A 16,248-nucleotide genomic window follows, 5' to 3' on the forward strand; every position below is an offset into this window, starting at 1 on the left:
CGTGACTCCGCTCCCCGACGGGAATTGCCGCTCTGGAATCGCGCCTCTCGAACCGTTCACCGGGGAAACGCGCGGCCCCTGTCGATTGATGTCAGCCACAGGCCCGGCTTTGGAAATCGCCTTCTGGAGATCGTCATTCGTTCCATTCGAATGCTATCATGGACGGCGTGGCGGTCGAATGGGAAATGGGGGTGCCGGCCGCCAACGGACCACAGAGCCTTTGCGGTCGGCACAGCGCAACCGGCAGGCGGGCTCCGCTCACTTGGCCGTCTCGCGAAGCTGCCGGCTGCGCCATTGCCAGGGCTTTTCCACCTGCCCGGCCCACAGCCCCATGCGCTTGCTCTGGGCGTAGGCCTCGCCCTTCTGATAGGCCGGCGACAGGCTGGCATATTGAAAGGCCCAGCCGCGCGACACCATCGCCGCCCCCAGATCGACGCCGCGCACACGGCATTCGCCCTTCTTCTCGCCGGTGCGGTCCTGTTCGGTGACGGTGCAGGTCACCTCCTCGCCCTTCACCATGTTGGCGAGCACGGCAGTGGCGACCTTGAAGCAGTCCAGTTCGTGACCGTAGCGGTTCCTGCATTTCTGCCCCGGATCCGGGGCGTCGATGCCCATCAGCCGGACCGCCGTGCCGTTGATGGTCAGCAGGTCGCCCTCCACCGCCATGGCGGTGCCCTTGATGGTCTGGTCCGGCGTGTTGGCGATCGGGCCGCGCCCCTTGGCCGCCTGATTGGTCTGCGCCGCGGCCGGTCCTGCCAGGACGAGCGAAACCGCCAGCAGCAGTCCGCTCGTCATCCCTCTCCCCGGCATCCGCATCGCCTTAGAACAGGCTCGGCTGGTCATCGCCCGGCTTGTCCTTCGCCTTGACCGGAGCCGTCTCCTGCGGCGGATCCAGGCAGGAGCAGTCGTTGTTGCGCACGCTGTTCACCTTCGGCCCCACCGGCACGACATCCAGCCACTCCTCCGGCGCGGAGCGGATCAGTCCCTCCAGCACCGGCAGCGGGGTCGACGGATCCAGCCATGTGTCCCAATCGGCGGGGTCCAGAACCACCGGCATGCGGTCATGCAGGAAGGACAGGGTCGCGTTGGTCGCCGTCGTCACCACCGTCGCGGTTTCCAGCGGCGGGTCCAGCGGCGGCGCGCCCTTCGGCCCGCGCCAGCGCTCCCACAATCCGGCCAGCGCGAACAGGCCGCGGTCGCGGCGACGGATGACGTGGCCCTGCTTGCGCGGCTTCGCCCCCTCCCCCACGCTGGTCCATTCATAGAACCCGTCCAGCGGGACCAGGCAGCGGCGCTTGCGGAAGGCATCGCGGAAAGCCGGCTTGTCGGCCACCGATTCCCCGCGCGCGTTGATCATCCTCCCGCCGATGGCGGGATCGTCGGCCCAGGGCGGCACCAGCCCCCAGCGGACCATCGCCAGATGGCGGCCGTCCTCCTCGCGACGGATGACGGGGATATCCTGCGTCGGGGCGATATTCCACCGCGGCATCAGGTTCGGCCGTTCGGGCACGCCGAACACGCGCTGGACCTCGCTGACCGGGGTGGTGAGAAGCATGCGTCCACACATGCCCTGAAATATGGCCCTTGAAGGTCGATTGCGCCAGCCGTTTGCCCCTGTCCTTGCGGGTCCATCCGACAATCCTTGCAGCGGACAACCGTCACCCATGTCGCCCGTCGGGGTTTCCCTGACGCTTAAGCCGGCCTATCTTCGCGGGGCACAACAATCGCATCGAACCGGAAGGCGGGAGTTCACCCATGAAGTTCGGCATCGGACAGGCGGTTCCGCGCACCGAAGACGCCCGGCTGCTGACCGGCGGCGGCCGCTACACCGACGACGTGTCCCTCCCCGGACAGGCCTATGCGGCCTTCGTCCGCTCGCCCCACGCCTTTGCCGCCATCGGCGCCATCGACACGTCCGACGCGCTGGCCCAGCCTGGCGTGTTGGCGGTCTACACCATTGCCGATCTCGACGCCGAGAATGTCGGCATGATCCCCTGTCAGGCGGTGCTGAAGCAGCGCGACGGGTCGAACTATGTCCGCACCCCGCGCCCGGCGCTGGTCCGCGGTTTCGCCCGCCATGTCGGCGATCCGGTCGCCATGGTGGTGGCCGAAACGCTGGAGGCCGCGCGCGAGGCCGCCGAACTGGTGATGGTCGATTACGAGGATCGCGAGCCCGTCACCGGCACGCTGGCGGCGCTGGAGCCCGGTCGTCCGCTGGTGTGGGACGACGCGCCGAACAACCTCTGCTTCGACTGGGACACCGGCGACGAGGCGGCGGTGGAGGCCGCGCTCTCCGGCGCCCATCGCGTCGTGGAGCTGGAGCTGGTCAACAACCGCGTCGTCGCCAATCCGATGGAGGGTCGCGCCTGCGTCGCCGGAGTCGAAGCCGGTGCCGACGGCGGTCCCGGCCGGCTGCTGATCTACGTCACCAGCCAGGGCGTGCACGGCCTGCAGAAGCAGTTCGCCAAGATCCTGAACGAGCCCGAGCAGCGAATCCGCGTGCTGACCACCGATGTCGGCGGCGGCTTCGGCATGAAGCTGTTCAACTATCCGGAATATGTCGCCTGCCTGTTCGCCGCCCGCCGGCTGAACCGCGCGGTCAAATGGGCCGCCGACCGGATCGAGGGCTTCATCAGCGACGATCACGGCCGCGACCATGTCAGCAAGGCGCGCCTGGCGGTGGATGCCGACGGCCATTTCCTGGGGTTGCGGGTCGATACCGTCGCCAATCTCGGCGCCTACCTGTCCAACTACGGTCCTTTCATCCCGACCGATGCCGGGTCGGCCATGCTGGTCGGCTCCTACAAGACGCCTGCCGTCTATGTGCGGGTGAAGGGTGTCTTCACCAACACCCAGCCGGTGGACGCCTATCGCGGCGCCGGCCGGCCGGAAGCCGCCTATCTGCTGGAACGGCTGATCGATCATGCCGGCCGCGTCACCGGCCTCGGCCCGGCCGAAATCCGGCGGCGCAACTTCATCCCGCCGACCGCGATGCCCTACGCCACGCCGATGGGGCAGGTCTATGACACCGGCGAGTTCGTCCAAAATCTGGAAGACGGCCTGATCCTCGCCGACATGGCCGGCCTGCCCGCCCGCAAGGCGGAAGCGAAGGCGCGCGGCAAGCTGCGCGGCGCCGGCCTGTCCACCTACATCGAAGCCTGTTCGGGCGGCGGGCCGGAGCAGGCGACCGTCCAGGTCAACGGCGACGGCAAGGTGGTGCTGATGATCGGCACCCAGACCAACGGCCAGGGCCACGAGACCGCCTACAAGCAGATCCTCGCCGACCGGCTGGGCGTTCCGCCGGAGGATGTCGAGGTGGTTCAGGGCGACACCGACCGCGTCAGCTGGGGCTCCGGCACCGGCGGCTCCCGCTCCGTCCCGGTCGGCGGTTCGGCGCTGGCGGAGGGTGCGGCCAAGGTGGTGAAGGCCGCGACCAGCGTCGCCGCCGACCTGCTGGAAACCGCCGAGGTTGACGTCGAATTCGCCGACGGCCGCTTCACCATCGTCGGCACCGACCGCTCGGTATCGCTGAAGGAGGTCGCGGCCAAGGCGGCGGCGGCCGGCACGGGCGGCGTCGCCTTCTCCGAGATGGCGCGCTGGACCCCCCCGGCCAGCACCTTCCCCAACGGCTGCCACATCGCGGAGGTGGAGATCGACCCCGCCACCGGTATCGTCGAGGTGCTGCGCTACAGCGTCGTCGACGATTTCGGCACGGTCATCAACCCGATGCTGGTGATCGGCCAGATCCATGGCGGCGTCGCGCAGGGGCTGGGTCAGGCCCTGCAGGAGCGGGTGGTGTTCGATCCCGACAACGGGCAGCTGCTGTCCGGCTCCTTCATGGACTACCAGATACCGCGCGCGGTCGACATGCCGCCGATCGAGGTGAAGCTGAACAGCGTGCCCAGCACAACCAACATGCTGGGCATGAAGGGCGCCGGCGAGGCCGGGGCCATCGGCGCGCCGCCGGCCATCATCAACGCGGTGGTCGACGCGCTGTCCGACCTCGGCATCACCCACATCGACATGCCGGCGACGCCGGAATCGGTGTGGGCGGCAATCCGCCACGCTGAAACCCGCATGGCGGCGGAATAGGGGAAAGTCCTAACCGGAAGGTGTGGCAATTGCCACACCTCCGTCTGATGAAATCCATGGCATTGTTCCCTACCTGAAAGTGCAATTCTCGATCCGACAGGGGTAGGGCGATGGCGTTTGGCGACGGTGGGTGCGGCGGTCAATGTGCGGACCGCCTCGATCTGGACTTCACGATGGCGTTCCAGCCCATCGTCGACGTCGCCGAGGGCGGTGTGTGGGCGCATGAGGCGCTGGTGCGCGGTACCCAGGGCCAAGGGGCCGGCTGGGTGCTGGGCCAGGTCACCGACTCCACCCGCTACGCCTTCGACCAGTCCTGCCGCATCAAGGCGATCGAGCTTGCATCGTCCCTGCCGATGAACGGCGCCCGCCTGTCCATCAACTTCCTGCCCAACGCCGTCTACAAGGCGGAGGCCTGCATCCGCGCGACGCTGGCCGCCGCCCGGCGCACCGGCTTCCCAACCGACCGCATCATCTTCGAAGTGACGGAGAACGAGCGGGTGGTGGACCATGACCATCTGAAGAGCATCTTCAGCGAATACAAGCGCCAGGGCTTCATGACCGCCATCGACGATTTCGGCTCCGGCTATTCCGGCCTGAACCTGCTGGCCGAATTCCAGCCCGACATCATCAAGCTGGACATGGAGCTGACCCGCAACATCGACACCGAGCGCGCCCGGCGCAGCATCGTCAAGGCGATCCTCGCGGTGTGCGAGGATCTCGCCATCACCCCCATCGCCGAGGGCATCGAGACCGCCGATGAGGCCAAGACCCTGCGCGACCTGGGCGTGAACCTGATGCAGGGCTACCTGTTCGCCAAGCCGGCCTTCGAAGCGGTGGTGTCCGACCCCGATCTGGCCCAGTTGGCCGCTTAGGCCCGGACCGGCGCGGTCATATAGCTCATCCCGCCGCCATAGCTCGCCAGCTTGGCCTCCAGCGCCGGTCCGCCATCCGCATAGGGTGCGAAACCGACGCGGTCCCAATAGCTCCGCGCGCCCGGCGTCGAGGTCAGCGCCAGCCGCCTCCACCCCTCCCGTGCCGCCAGTCCATGGGCATAGCCCAGCACCGCCGCCCCCAGCCCGGTGCCGCGCGCCTCCGGCAGCAGGGCGATGTCGTGCAGGTACAGGCAGTCCGCATCCGCCGGCAGGCTGCCCAGCGGTGTATCGAGCGGCGGCGGCACCCCCAGCCTGCCCGGATGCATGACGCCGTAGCCGATGGCCTCGCCGCGGCATTCCGCCACACGGCAGCCGGCGGGATAGAGCGCCAGCCTCTCCTCGAACACGCCGCGCTCCTCCGGATAGTCCGGATGAACGATGTCCGCGATGGCCAGGATCCGGTCCAGATCGGCCACGGTCATAGCACGCCATAGGGCCGATGCGCCGTGGCCGTCCGTCCGTCCGATGTCCGACAATTCCCCGGCCGTCATCCGCCTTCTCCGTTCCACACCCGTTCAAGAGCTTCCGGCCCGCCTTCGGGCAGGATATGCTGACTCTTCATACCATAGGGAGATTACCCCATGCCCGATGCCGCTGTGGCGAGCCTGCTGCCGACGGTCCGCACCATCGCCCACGAGGCCGGTCAGGTCATCCTGCGCTTCTACAACGACGGCATCGACGTCGCCACCAAGGTTGACGGCAGCCCGGTCACGCAGGCCGACCAGGCGGCGGAGGCGGTGATCGTCCCGGCGCTGCACCACCTGCTGCCGGGCGTGCCTGTCGTCGCGGAAGAGGCGATGGCCGCCGGCCACAAGCCCGACATCTCCGGCGGCCGCTTCTGGCTGGTCGATCCGCTCGACGGCACCAAGGAATTCATCTCCCGCAACGGCGAGTTCACGGTGAACATCGCCCTGATCGAGAATGGCGTCCCGGTCCTGGGCGTCGTCTATGCCCCAGCCACCGGCGACATGTACACCGCCGCCGGCCCCGGCACCGCCGTCCATTGCGCGGAGGGCCGCCACGACCACCCCATCGCCGTCCGCAACCCGCCGCCTGACGGGCTGACCGTCGTCGCCAGCCGTTCCCACGGCAGCGGTTCGGTGCTGGAGGATTTCCTCGGCAAGTACACGGTCAAGGACCGGGTGTCCTGCGGCAGCTCGCTGAAATTCTGCACGGTGGCGAGCGGCAAGGCCGACCTCTATCCCCGCTTCGGGCCGACCAGCGAGTGGGACACTGCCGCCGGCCATGCCGTGCTGATCGGCGCCGGCGGCCGGGTGGAACAGCCGGACGGCTCGCCGCTGGTCTACGGCAAGGACGACATCCTCAACCCGCACTTCGTCGCCTACGGCTGGAAATGACCTCTTCCCTGTCGTGCCTGGGTGAAGCGGCGACCGCGGTGCTGACCACCGCGGCGCCGCTGGAGAAAGTGCGCCTGACCCGCCTGCATGCCGCCGCCTGGCGCGACGGCCTGCTGTCCCCCGCCGTGCCGGCCCCGCCGCCCGACCGCCCCGCCCGTCCCGACCGGCCGGAGTTGAAGCTGCCGCGCGACATGCCCAAGCGCGGGCGCGGCGGCAGCGCGCAGAACCGCATCGCCCTGCTGCATGCGCTGGCGCACATCGAACTGAACGCCATCGACCTCGCCTGGGACATCGTCGCCCGATTCGCCCCGCTCGGCCTGCCCAAGGGCTTCGCCGACGACTGGATCCAGGTGGCCGACGACGAGGCGCGGCATTTCCAGATGCTGGAAGCCCGTCTGAACGCCCTCGGATCCACCTATGGCGACCTGCCGGCCCATGACGGACTGTGGCAGGCGGCGACGGAGACCGCGCACGACCTCGCCGCCCGGCTGGCGGTGGTGCCGATGGTGCTGGAGGCGCGCGGCCTGGACGTCACGCCCGACACCGTGCGCCGCCTGCGCGACTTCGGCGACGGCGAGAGCGCCGACCTGCTCCAGACCATCCATGACGAGGAAATCAGCCACGTCGCCGCTGGCCGTCGCTGGTTCGTCCATCTCTGCGCCGAGCGCGGCGCCGATCCGGTCGCCCTCTGGCAGGAACTGGTCGGCCGCCATTTCCGCGGCGGGCTGAAGCGCCCCTTCAACACCACCAGCCGCCAACTCGCCGGCTTCGGCCCGGAATATTACGAACCGATCACGCCCTGAAATTTGATTGTGGAAATTGACCGCAGGCCGGAAACCCGGTAAGGCGCTGGACACCATGGCCGTATACACCGAAGTCACCGACGAGGATCTCAGCACCTTCGCCGCCCAGTACGATCTGGGCGCGGTGCTGTCGTGCAAGGGCATCGCGGAGGGGGTGGAGAATTCCAACTTCCTGCTGGTGACCGAACGCGGACCCTACATCCTGACGCTCTATGAAAAGCGCACGCGGAAGGAGGATCTGCCCTTCTTCCTCGGCCTGATGGAGCATCTGGCGGAGAAGGGCATCGCCTGCCCGCTGCCGGTGCCGGGGCGCGACGGCGTGGCTCTGCGCGAACTGTGCGGCCGTCCGGCGGTGATCGTCACCTTCCTGGCCGGCATGTGGCCGCGCCGGATCATGCCGCAGCATTGCGCCCAGTTGGGCGAGGCTCTGGCCCGCCTGCATCTGGCGGTCGGCGATTTCCGCATGGAACGGCCGAACGCACTGGCCCTGCCCGGTTGGAAGGATCTGTTCGCCAAGTCCGCCGAGCGCGCCGACGAGGTGGCGCCGGGCCTGCGCGCGACACTGGAGGCCGAACTGGCGGCGCTGGAGGCCAACTGGCCGGTCGGCCTGCCTGCCGGTGTCATCCATGCCGACCTGTTCCCGGACAATGTCTTCTTCCGCGGCGAAAGCCTGTCCGGCCTGATCGATTTCTATTTCGCCTGCAACGACTTCTTCGTCTACGACGTGGCGATCTGCATCAACGCCTGGTGCTTCGAGATCGACGGGTCCTTCAATGCCACCAAGGCGCGGCTGCTGCTGTCCAACTACCGCAAGGTCCGGCCGCTGTCCCGCGAAGAGCTGGACGCCCTGCCCTGGCTCTGCCGCGGCAGTGCAGTGCGCTTCCTGCTGACCCGTCTCTATGACTGGCTGAACCACCCGCCGGGCGCCTTCGTGCGCCCGAAGGACCCGCTGGAATATCTGCGCAAACTGCGCTTCCACCAGTCGGTCCGCGGCCTGGGCGACTATTTCCTCGACGATTCCGACGCAGGCGGGCGATGACCGACGATACCACCCCGACCGAAGCCGGACGCAAGACCGTCGACATCTTCACCGACGGCGCCTGCAGCGGCAATCCCGGCCCCGGCGGCTGGGGCGCCATCCTGCGCTGTGGCGAGGTGGAGAAGGAGCTGTATGGCGGCGAACCGGCGACCACCAACAACCGCATGGAACTGATGGCCGCCATCATGGCGCTGGAGGCGTTGAAGAAGCCGGTGACCGTCCGCCTCTTCACCGACAGTGAATATGTGAAGAACGGCATCACCAAATGGATCCATGGCTGGAAGGCCAAGGGCTGGCTGACCGCCGACAAGAAGCCGGTGAAGAACGTCGATCTGTGGCAGCGCCTGGAAGAGGCAAAGCGGCAGCACGAGATCGAATTCCACTGGGTCCGCGGCCACGCCGGCCACCCCGAGAATGAACGCGCCGACGAACTGGCACGGCGCGGTGTGGCCGACGTGCGGGCACAGGGATAAACAAGGCCCTCTCCCGCCCCGGGAGAGGGAGGGGACCCGCCAAAGGCGGGGAGGGTGAGGGGTGACACAAGCATCCCGAACCGGATGGTTCCTTGCACCACCCCTCACCCTTCCCATGCTCCGCATGGGCCCCTTCCCTCTCCCGGGCCGGGAGAGGGAGATCTCAGCTCAAACCTTCTCCAGCACCGCCTCGGCCGACGACACCTCGAACTTGCCGGGGGCCTCGACGGCGACGTGGGTGACCTTGCCATCCTCCGCCACCAGGGCGAAGCGCTGGCCGCGGGTGCCCAGGCCGTGGGCGGAACCGTCCATGGTCAGGCCGAGAGCCGTGGTGAAGGTGGCGTTGCCGTCCGGCAGCATCTTCACCTTGTCGCCGACGCCGCCCTTGTCACCCCAGGCGCGCATCACGAAGGGATCGTTGACGGCAAGGCAGATGATGCTGTCCACGCCCTTGGCCTTCAGCGCGTCGGCCTGCTGGACGAAGCCCGGCAGATGCTTGGCGGAGCAGGTCGGGGTGAAGGCGCCGGGGACGGAGAACAGGACGACCTTCTTGCCCTTGAACAGCTCGTCCGTCGTCACTTCCTGCATGCCGTTGTCGGTCAGCCACTTCAGCGTGACGGACGGAATGGCATCGCCAACCTGGATGCTCCCAGCCTGATTGCTCATGGTCTCTAACCCTTCCGATTTTATGGGTTTGACCCGTTTTCCGGGTTCGGCCGGACCCTCATTGCGGAGCCCGGCCCTGCATCCCTTCTATCCCCCGCGGCCGATGGCCGCAAGGCGCGGTTGACGCCACCCGCCGACGCCCCTCACGCCTTCTTCACGAACTCCGACTTCAGGTTCATGGCGCCGATGCCGTCGATCTTGCAGGCGATGTTGTGCCCATCGGCCCCGTCGGTCAGCCGGATGTTCTTCACCTTGGTCCCGCCCTTGACTACCAGGGACGATCCCTTGACCTTCAGGTCCTTGATGACCGTGACGCTGTCGCCGTCGCTCAGCATGTTGCCGTTGGCGTCGCGCACGCCCTGCCCCGCATCGGCATCCGTCGTGGCGGCGGCCGTGTCGGGGTTCCATTCATGACCGCAGTCGGGGCAATTCCACAGGCTGCCATCATTGTAGGCGTTTTCGGAGCCGCACTGCGGGCAGTTGATCTGATCGTCCATCATCGTCCTCATGGCGCGGGAGAAGCTCCCGGAGCCGCCCTGTTACCGCAGAATAGCCGCAGCGGCCATAGGCCTTTTCCCGATCACGCTCAGGACGACTTGCCGGCCGCCGTCCCCGCCGCCTTGCCCGCTGCCTTTCCCAACGCCTCCAGTACCGCGCCGTCGCTGAGCAGTTCCGGCAGGGCGATGCCGTCCGGCGCGCCGGGGCCGTAGACGATGTTGAAGGGGATGCCGTACCGGCCATGGTCGGACAGAAACTTCGCGATCGTCGCGTCCGGCCGGGTCCAGTCGGCGCGCATCGCCACCACGCCCTTGTCCTCCAGCCGCTCGGCAACCTCGCCACGGTTCAGGACCAGCTTCTTGTTGGCCTGACAGGTGATGCACCAGTCGGCGGTCACGTCGACGAACACGGTGCGGCCGGCCGCGACATGGTCGCGGATCGTCGATTCGACGAAGGGCACCCAGCGCGCCTTGCTGTCGCTGACCACCGGCGCCGCACCGGCCGACGGGCCGACCGCCGCCGGCATGGCGAAGGCGGCAACCGCCAGCACACCGGCCAGCGCCGGGCCGGCGGTCCGCGCCGCGCCGCGTGCGCTCCGCCCCACCCACAGCGCCAGCACCAGCGCCGCCATCAGCAGCCCGACCGTCGCCGCTGCCACCTCGCCGATCTGCGCCGTCAGCACCGACAGCAACCAAACCGCCGTCAGCATCAGCGCGAAGCCCAACACGATCTTCAGCGTCGCCATCCAGCGTCCCGGCCGCGGTAGCCATCCGGCCACCCGCGGCCAAGCCGCCACCGCCAGATAGGGCAGCGCCAGCCCGACACCCAGCGTCGCGAAGATCGCGTAGACCTCCACCGGCCCCTTGGACAGCGCGAATCCCACCGCCGTGCCGAGGAACGGCGCCGAACAGGGCGTCGCCAGCAGGGTTGCGAACATGCCGGTGGCGAACGGCCCGGCCAGTCCGTCGCCGCCCAGCCGATCGGCCAGCGCGCGCGGCAGCGGCACCTCGAACAGGCCCCACAAATTGGCCGAGAACAGCGTGACCAGCACGACCATGAAGACCAGGAACAGCGGCTGCTGGAACTGGATGCCCCAGCCGACTGCCCCGCCAGCCGCCTTGATGCCGACCAGCACCGAGGCCATCAGCAGGAAGGAGGTCAGGATGCCGGCTGCGCTCGCCAGGAATCCGGCACGCACCGCGGCGGGCGCCCGTCCGCCATGCTTGACCACCGACATCAGCTTCAGCGACAGCACCGGCAGCACGCAGGGCATCAGGTTCAGGATCAGCCCGCCCAGCAGCGCCACCCCCAGCATCGCCGCCAGACCGACGCTGCCGGATGTCGGCGCGGTAGAACCGGCTGAGGCCGTCACCGGCGCCTCCACCGCCTTGTCGCCGTCGACCAGGGTCAACGTCATCGCGCGCCCGGACAGATCCAGCCCCGGCTGCGGATCGGTCACCGTCAGGGTCAGGCGGACATGGCGGTCGTTGTCGGAAAATACCGTCTTCGGGGCGGAAAAGGTCAGGGCAGGATCGGTCTCGACGAACAGGTCGGGGGTGACGAAGCCGTCGGCGGCGGTCGCCTCCACCTCCAGCGACGCCCCCTTGCCCTGCACGGAATCGATGCGCAGCAGCCCGTTCGGCCCCTTCGGCACCAGCGCCTGCGCGCGCGCCACATCGTTGGCGACCTCGCTGGGTTCCGCCGGCCCGGCCGGCAGCGCAAGCGCGAGGTCCAGCGTCTGCGGCACGCAGATCTCCGAACAGACCAACAGTTCGGCGGTCAGCGCCAGATCGACCGGCTTGCCGGGCGTCGTCGGCGCCCCCTGGATCGGGAACAGGACCGCCGTGTCGTATCCCGCCGTCTCGAATCCCAGGACGGAAAAACGGTGCGGCGCCGGATAAGAGAGCGTCGCCTCACCCAGGTTGCCCGAGCGGCTCCAGTCCAGGCGCGGTGCGAATCCGGCATCGCCGGGGGAGCGCCAGTAGGTCTTCCATCCCGGCTCCAGCCGCAACTCCAGCCCCAGCGGCAGCGCCGTCAGGTCGCCGGTGCCGCGCACCGCGGAAACCAATCGCGCCTCCACCGGCCCGGCCTTGGTCCAGGCTCCAATCCCGTCCCCTGCCTCATTGCCCTGGGCAAAAGCGGGTACGGCGCCACCGGCCGGCACGGCCAGAAGCAGCAGGAGGGCGAGGGCATGTCTTTTCATCGCGCGCACTGTTCTCTTCCCTGGAAGGGGCGCATCGGCGTCCCCGACACCCTATATGATAGCCCATATAATGGTGACAAAGCTCGGCCGGTGCTGTCACACTCCGGTGAAAGCGTCGCCAGAGCGCCAACCACAACCCACCGTAGGGACGGGCGCGGTCATCCGCACCGAACCGACGACAAGGATAATCGCCCATGCCGCGCCTGACCAAGTCTCCGGACTCCAATGCCACGGAATCGCTGACCGGCCAGCTGCTGATCGCCATGCCCGGAATGGAGGACCCGCGTTTCCAGCGTACGGTCATCTATGTCTGCGCCCACAATGAAGACGGCGCAATGGGTCTGGTGGTGAACCGGCTGTTCGGGTCGATCACGTTCGAGGATCTGCTGGAACAGCTCGACATGGACATCCCGCAGCCAACCCACAACCTGCCGGTGCATTACGGCGGTCCGGTCGAGTCGGGCCGCGGCTTTGTCCTGCACTCCACCGATTATGTCCGCGACGGCACGCTGGTGGTGAACGACGACGTGGCCCTGACCGCCACCATCGACATCCTGCGCGCCATCTCCGAAGACCGCGGCCCGCGCCGCAACCTGCTGCTGCTGGGCTATGCCGGCTGGGGGCCGGGGCAACTGGACGCCGAATTCCAGGCCAACGGCTGGCTGAACGTGCCCTGCGACGAAAAGCTGCTGTTCGACACCGACCTGGACGCCAAGTGGGAACGGGCCATCGGCAAGCTCGGCGTCAGCGTCTCCATGCTGTCGGGCGAGGCCGGGCACGCCTGAGCGCGCCCAGCCTGCCCTGATATCTCACTCCGCCCACCGTGCCGCAGCCGCGTCGTCGCTTTCCTTGGCCTCGACCCAGCGCTCGCCCTCCGGCGTGGCTTCCAGCTTCCAGAAGGGCGCCTTGGTCTTCAGCCAGTCCATCAGGAAACGGCAGGACTCGAAAGCGGCGTCGCGGTGGGCCGACGCGGTGGCGACCATCACGATGCGGTCCCCCGGCTCCAGACGGCCGTACCGGTGGATCACCAGCACATCGTCCAGCGGCCAGCGGCGCCGCGCCTCCTCCTCGATGGCTTCCAGCTGACGCTCGGTCATGCCGGGATAGTGCTCCAGCGTCATGGCGCTGACCGCCGCGCCGCCGGCGATGTCGCGCACCAGACCGACGAACATCGCCACCCCGCCGATGCTGGTTCGGCCGGCGATGAAGGCGGCATATTCGGTGCCGACATCGAAATCCTCGGCCTGGACGCGGATCGCCATGCCGTCAGCCCCCCGTCACCGGCGGGAACAGCGCAATCTCATCGGTCGCGGAGATCGGGTGGTCGTAGGGCACATGCTCCTGGTTCACCGCCACCTTGACGACCTTGCTGTTGGCCAGCGCCTCGGCATGGCGGGGGCTGCGGGTCTTCAGCCATTCGACGAGTGCACCGGCCGTGGTCACCTCCGCCGGCAACTCCACGGTCTCGGTCGGCACGCCGATCTTGCTGCGCAGCCAGGCGAAATAAAGAATCTTCATCACGCGACCTCTACAGGAATTCTTTGAAAGGCAGGAAATCGACGGTCATGCCGGGCTCGACCCCGGCCAGATCCTCCGGCAACTCGATCAGGCCCTCGGACTCCACCAGCGACGACAGCACGCCGGCCCCGTCGCGCGGGTATTTGGACGCCACCAGCGCGCCGTCCTCGCCGCGGGCCAGCGACCCGCGCAGGAACTCGCGCCGCCCCGGCTTCTTCTTGTGGGCGAAGGCCGCGCGCACCGGGATCGCCCGCGGCGCCTCGTCCGCCGCCCCCATCAGCCGCAGGAGGATCGGCCGGGCGATGCGCAGGAAGGTCACCACCACCGCCACCGGATTGCCCGGCAGCCCGACGAACACCGCGCCGCGCACACGGCCCAGCGCCACCGGCCGGCCCGGCTTGATCGCCAGCCGCCAGAAATCCAACCGCCCATTGGCCTCGACCGCCGGCTTGACGTGATCCTCCTCCCCGGTGGACATGCCGCCGGAGGTGATCAACGCATCATGGCTCGCCGCCGCCTCCGCCAGAGCGTCGCGGATCGTCTCGAACCGGTCGGGCAGGATGCCGAGGTCGGTGACGGCGCAGCCCAGCCGGGTCAGCAGCGCGATCAGGGCGAAGCGGTTGGCGTCATAGACGGCGCCGGGCTCCAGCACCTGCCCAGGCTGCCGCAGTTCGTCGCCGGTGGAAAACACCGCCACCCGCAGGCGGCAGCGCACCTCCAACACCGCATGACCCAGTGACGCCGCAAGCGCGATGTCCTCCGGCCGCAGGCGCCGCCCGGCGGCCAGCACCACCGATCCTTCGCGCACATCCTCCCCTGCCAACCGACGGTTGACGCCGCGGCGGATGCCCGCAGGCAGGGCAACGGTGGAGCCGTCGCTGCGGCAATCCTCCTGCATGAACACCGTGTCCATGCCCGACGGCATCGGCGCGCCGGTGAAGATGCGCACCGCCTCCCCCCGCACCGCCGGCCGGCCGAGCCACTGCCCGGCGGCGACCCGCGCCGTCACCGGCAGCACGGTCGCCCCATCGGCGGCGAGATCGTCGAAGAACACGGCATAGCCGTCCACCGCGGCATTGTCATGCGGCGGTACGTTGAAGGGCGCCACCAGATCGGCGGCCAGCACCCGGCCGAGCGCGTCGGACAGCGGCACGATTTCGGTCGCCGTCACCGGCCCGACCCGTCCGGCCAGCAGCGCCAGCGCCGGCTCCACCGCCATCATCGGCCCACCGAAGGCGAAGCAATCATTGTCGAGTTGCACCATGGCCGCCACTCTAGTCCGTCGCGGCGTCCGGTGCGAAGAGGGAAAAGGCGTCCTTTCCGGGACGTGGCACTCAGCCTTCGAACAGGCCGGGAATCTCCTCGACCCGCGTCAGCAGCCGGTCCGGCCGCCGCGCCGCCAGCGCATCCTCGCGCGCGTAACCCCAGGCGACGGCGGCGCAGCCCATCCCCACCTTCCGCGCGGCGTCGATGTCGCGCACCTCGTCACCGATGCCGATGGCAAGCTCCGCCGGAACGCCGGCCGTACGCAGCATCTTGCGGAACTTCGCCGCCTTGCCGAACAGCGAGGCGCCGCAGCCGTAATGCGCCACCCGCCCGGCCGCCTCCGGTCCCAAAATACCGCGGATGTTCTCCACCGAGTTCGAACTGACGATGGCGACGGTCACGCCGCGGTCGCTCAACGCCCGCAGTATCTCCGGCACACCGTCGAACAGCCGGATTCCGTCGATGTCGCGCGCCATCAGCTGCCGCATGTGGTTGGCGATGAAGGGCAGCTTCCAGTTCGGCACCCGCAGGTGGTGCATGATCTGCCGCGCGTCATAGCCGCGCAACCGCTCCACCTCGTCCGCCTGCACCCGATTGAAGCCATAGCGGTCGGCGACGCCGTTCAGGACGCCGATGAACCAGGGAAAGCTGTCGGCCAGCGTCCCATCGAAATCGAAGATGGCGAGCTTGTAACGCAAGGATGAGAACACAAACTCTGCTACATCAGATTTGGTCGACTTTGTTCAGAGCGATCACGCGATATCGAAAATTTCCTCTCCATCGCGCATCACATATTTCCCGCACACCCAGCACTTGACCAGATATTTCGATTCCGGATCATTGCGAGTATACGTATACATCACATAGGAATTATTCTTTCGACGCACCCAGAGATCACCGGCCTCGGTGTCTTCCAGCAGGCGATCGCCGGTTTGATCCGGAATATTGTTTAGACTATCGATCACATCGTCAACATCAGCTGCTTCAGCTGCAGTCAACGCCTGAAACAGACGATTAAATTGACGGTGGTATTGAAATAAAATCTTAGGCTTACGACTCAATCTAAACGGCTCATCGGACACGAGCTTCAACCCTTTTTGTTGGGCAACCAGCCTCCCGGCTTGTCACCTTCAATCTTCAATTTCGAAATAAACTCAGAGACTTTCTTCTTGCTACTCGGGTTCAGAGCAATCTTAACCGGCGCCTTTGTTACATGTGGTCCCGCTGAAGGGGGCTGCTGCGGTTTCGATGCCGTCATAGTGGGCCTCACTAACAAATCTGTGTCTGACATATATGTGGCGACCTTTGTCCTGTGGTGTCAACGATAGCAGAATGCGCCAAAACGCATAGCTCCGTCGGAGTCAGGGATAACTCTAACGTCTTATAAGTAGAAAGTCACT

The 16,248-nt window shown here is 67.5% G+C and carries 18 protein-coding genes; 7 read left to right on the forward strand and 11 right to left on the reverse strand.

What is annotated here, in order from left to right; translation table 11 throughout:
- Positions 1 to 258: 258 nt before the first annotated feature.
- Positions 259 to 795 (reverse strand): thermonuclease family protein, encoded by a 537-nt coding sequence (locus FZ029_RS12970; protein ID WP_247892289.1) that lies wholly within the window; start codon positions 793 to 795, stop codon positions 259 to 261.
- A gap of 25 nt (positions 796 to 820) precedes the next feature.
- Positions 821 to 1,555, reverse strand: coding sequence for an SOS response-associated peptidase (locus FZ029_RS12975; RefSeq protein WP_149269612.1), 735 nt, complete (start codon positions 1,553 to 1,555; stop codon positions 821 to 823).
- A gap of 200 nt (positions 1,556 to 1,755) precedes the next feature.
- Between FZ029_RS12975 and FZ029_RS12980 the strand changes: the two genes are divergently transcribed.
- On the forward strand, positions 1,756 to 4,092 hold the full coding sequence (locus FZ029_RS12980) for a xanthine dehydrogenase family protein molybdopterin-binding subunit (protein WP_149269613.1): 2,337 nt from the start codon (positions 1,756 to 1,758) through the stop codon (positions 4,090 to 4,092).
- A 173-nt stretch (positions 4,093 to 4,265) separates the two neighbouring features.
- Positions 4,266 to 4,964, forward strand: a complete 699-nt coding sequence (locus FZ029_RS12985) for an EAL domain-containing protein (RefSeq protein WP_247892290.1) — start codon at positions 4,266 to 4,268, stop codon at positions 4,962 to 4,964.
- On the opposite strand, the gene FZ029_RS12990 is transcribed toward FZ029_RS12985, so the two are convergent.
- A complete protein-coding gene (locus tag FZ029_RS12990) occupies positions 4,961 to 5,515 on the reverse strand; it encodes a GNAT family N-acetyltransferase (protein ID WP_149269615.1) in 555 nt (184 codons plus the stop codon). The two genes, FZ029_RS12985 and FZ029_RS12990, sit on opposite strands and share 4 nt — an antisense overlap.
- Before the next feature lie 90 nt (positions 5,516 to 5,605).
- Here FZ029_RS12990 and cysQ point away from each other — a divergent pair, with 90 nt between their 5' ends.
- Genes cysQ through rnhA form a run of 4 tightly spaced genes read left to right on the forward strand, consistent with a single transcriptional unit; the run spans position 5,606 to position 8,697 of the window.
- Positions 5,606 to 6,382: a 3'(2'),5'-bisphosphate nucleotidase CysQ gene (gene cysQ / locus FZ029_RS12995; protein WP_149196939.1), complete on the forward strand. Its 777-nt coding sequence runs from the start codon at positions 5,606 to 5,608 to the stop codon at positions 6,380 to 6,382.
- Complete coding sequence (locus FZ029_RS13000) at positions 6,379 to 7,185, forward strand: ferritin-like domain-containing protein (RefSeq protein ID WP_149269616.1); 807 nt, start codon at positions 6,379 to 6,381, stop codon at positions 7,183 to 7,185. Before cysQ ends, FZ029_RS13000 begins: the two co-directional genes overlap by 4 nt.
- 55 nt (positions 7,186 to 7,240) lie before the next feature.
- Entirely contained in the window at positions 7,241 to 8,224 is a 984-nt protein-coding gene (locus FZ029_RS13005; RefSeq protein WP_149269617.1) for a homoserine kinase, read from the forward strand.
- A complete protein-coding gene (gene rnhA / locus FZ029_RS13010) occupies positions 8,221 to 8,697 on the forward strand; it encodes a ribonuclease HI (RefSeq protein WP_149269618.1) in 477 nt (158 codons plus the stop codon). Before FZ029_RS13005 ends, rnhA begins: the two co-directional genes overlap by 4 nt.
- 168 nt (positions 8,698 to 8,865) lie before the next feature.
- On the opposite strand, the gene FZ029_RS13020 is transcribed toward rnhA, so the two are convergent.
- From FZ029_RS13020 to FZ029_RS13030, 3 genes are all read right to left on the reverse strand, one after another.
- The gene (locus tag FZ029_RS13020) at positions 8,866 to 9,363 is read right to left on the reverse strand and encodes a peroxiredoxin (RefSeq protein ID WP_149269619.1); all 498 of its coding nucleotides are present in this window, start codon (positions 9,361 to 9,363) and stop codon (positions 8,866 to 8,868) included.
- A gap of 143 nt (positions 9,364 to 9,506) precedes the next feature.
- On the reverse strand, positions 9,507 to 9,860 hold the full coding sequence (locus FZ029_RS13025; protein WP_149269653.1) for a zinc ribbon domain-containing protein YjdM: 354 nt from the start codon (positions 9,858 to 9,860) through the stop codon (positions 9,507 to 9,509).
- 89 nt (positions 9,861 to 9,949) lie between these two features.
- Complete coding sequence (locus tag FZ029_RS13030; protein WP_149269620.1) at positions 9,950 to 12,064, reverse strand: protein-disulfide reductase DsbD domain-containing protein; 2,115 nt, start codon at positions 12,062 to 12,064, stop codon at positions 9,950 to 9,952.
- A 194-nt stretch (positions 12,065 to 12,258) separates the two neighbouring features.
- Between FZ029_RS13030 and FZ029_RS13035 the strand changes: the two genes are divergently transcribed.
- The gene (locus FZ029_RS13035) at positions 12,259 to 12,849 is read left to right on the forward strand and encodes a YqgE/AlgH family protein (RefSeq protein ID WP_149196932.1); all 591 of its coding nucleotides are present in this window, start codon (positions 12,259 to 12,261) and stop codon (positions 12,847 to 12,849) included.
- A 24-nt stretch (positions 12,850 to 12,873) separates the two neighbouring features.
- Here the strand turns inward: FZ029_RS13035 and moaE are convergent, their stop codons facing one another.
- The 5 genes from moaE to FZ029_RS13060 form a co-directional block, all read right to left on the reverse strand.
- Complete coding sequence (gene moaE / locus FZ029_RS13040; RefSeq protein WP_149269621.1) at positions 12,874 to 13,326, reverse strand: molybdopterin synthase catalytic subunit MoaE; 453 nt, start codon at positions 13,324 to 13,326, stop codon at positions 12,874 to 12,876.
- 4 nt (positions 13,327 to 13,330) lie between these two features.
- Complete coding sequence (moaD, locus tag FZ029_RS13045; protein WP_149196930.1) at positions 13,331 to 13,582, reverse strand: molybdopterin converting factor subunit 1; 252 nt, start codon at positions 13,580 to 13,582, stop codon at positions 13,331 to 13,333.
- 10 nt (positions 13,583 to 13,592) lie between these two features.
- Positions 13,593 to 14,846 carry a gephyrin-like molybdotransferase Glp gene (gene glp / locus FZ029_RS13050; RefSeq protein ID WP_149269622.1) on the reverse strand — a complete coding sequence of 418 codons (1,254 nt, stop codon included), beginning with the start codon at positions 14,844 to 14,846 and terminating at the stop codon, positions 13,593 to 13,595.
- A 70-nt stretch (positions 14,847 to 14,916) separates the two neighbouring features.
- Positions 14,917 to 15,546, reverse strand: a complete 630-nt coding sequence (locus FZ029_RS13055; RefSeq protein ID WP_149269623.1) for an HAD hydrolase-like protein — start codon at positions 15,544 to 15,546, stop codon at positions 14,917 to 14,919.
- A 54-nt stretch (positions 15,547 to 15,600) separates the two neighbouring features.
- Positions 15,601 to 15,930, reverse strand: a complete 330-nt coding sequence (locus tag FZ029_RS13060; RefSeq protein WP_149196927.1) for a hypothetical protein — start codon at positions 15,928 to 15,930, stop codon at positions 15,601 to 15,603.
- Between the last annotated feature and the right edge of the window lie 318 nt (positions 15,931 to 16,248).

This window comes from Azospirillum sp. Sh1 (assembly GCF_008365135.1).
Taxonomy (GTDB): Bacteria; Pseudomonadota; Alphaproteobacteria; order Azospirillales; family Azospirillaceae; genus Azospirillum; species Azospirillum oryzae.